General features: G+C 59.9%; 2 protein-coding genes. One reads left to right on the top strand and one right to left on the bottom strand.

Annotated elements, in window-relative coordinates; translation table 11 throughout:
* Positions 1 to 188 (bottom strand): hypothetical protein (locus N4S67_RS27965; RefSeq protein WP_260996318.1); only part of this gene is annotated, 188 nt, incomplete at its 3' end.
* Here N4S67_RS27965 and N4S67_RS27960 point away from each other — a divergent pair.
* The coding region (locus tag N4S67_RS27960) for a Rieske 2Fe-2S domain-containing protein (protein ID WP_260996317.1) at positions 105 to 511 on the top strand (407 nt) is incomplete at its 3' end. The genes N4S67_RS27965 and N4S67_RS27960 overlap by 84 nt on opposite strands.

Genomic DNA, 511 nt, shown 5'->3' with positions numbered 1-511 from the left:
AGGATCTGGTACCGGTCGAGATCTTCGCCGATCCGGAGGTATTCCAGGCGGAGATGGATCGGCTTTTCACGCGTACATGGGTGTTTGTTGCTCATGAGAGTGAGATCCCCGGCGCCGGTGATTTCGTTCAGCGTCGCATTGGTGTGGATCCGGTCATTGTGACGCGTGACGGTGATGGCGGCGTTCATGTGTTGTCTAACTACTGCCGGCATCGTGGGTCGCAGGTGTGTCAGACCGATGCCGGCAATTCGCGGTTCTTCAAGTGCCCGTATCACGGTTGGACGTATGCGAACAATGGTGATCTGGTGGGCACGCCGATGATGCAGCGTGCGTATGGCACTCCGGTGGATAAGACGGAATGGGGATTGTTGCGGGCGCCGCGTGTGGACTCGCGGCAGGGCTTCATCTTCGCGTCGTTGTCCGATGATGTTCCCTCGCTTGAGGAATTCCTCGGCGGCGCCGGATGGATGCTCGACCTCATCGCCGGACTGCACCCCGACGGCATGCGCGT

The organism is Mycobacterium deserti, assembly GCF_025345615.1.
In the GTDB taxonomy this organism is placed as follows: Bacteria; Actinomycetota; Actinomycetes; order Mycobacteriales; family Mycobacteriaceae; genus Mycobacterium; species Mycobacterium deserti.
The sequence above is the reverse complement of the archived record's forward strand: the minus strand, read 5'-3'. Positions and strand labels throughout refer to the sequence as shown.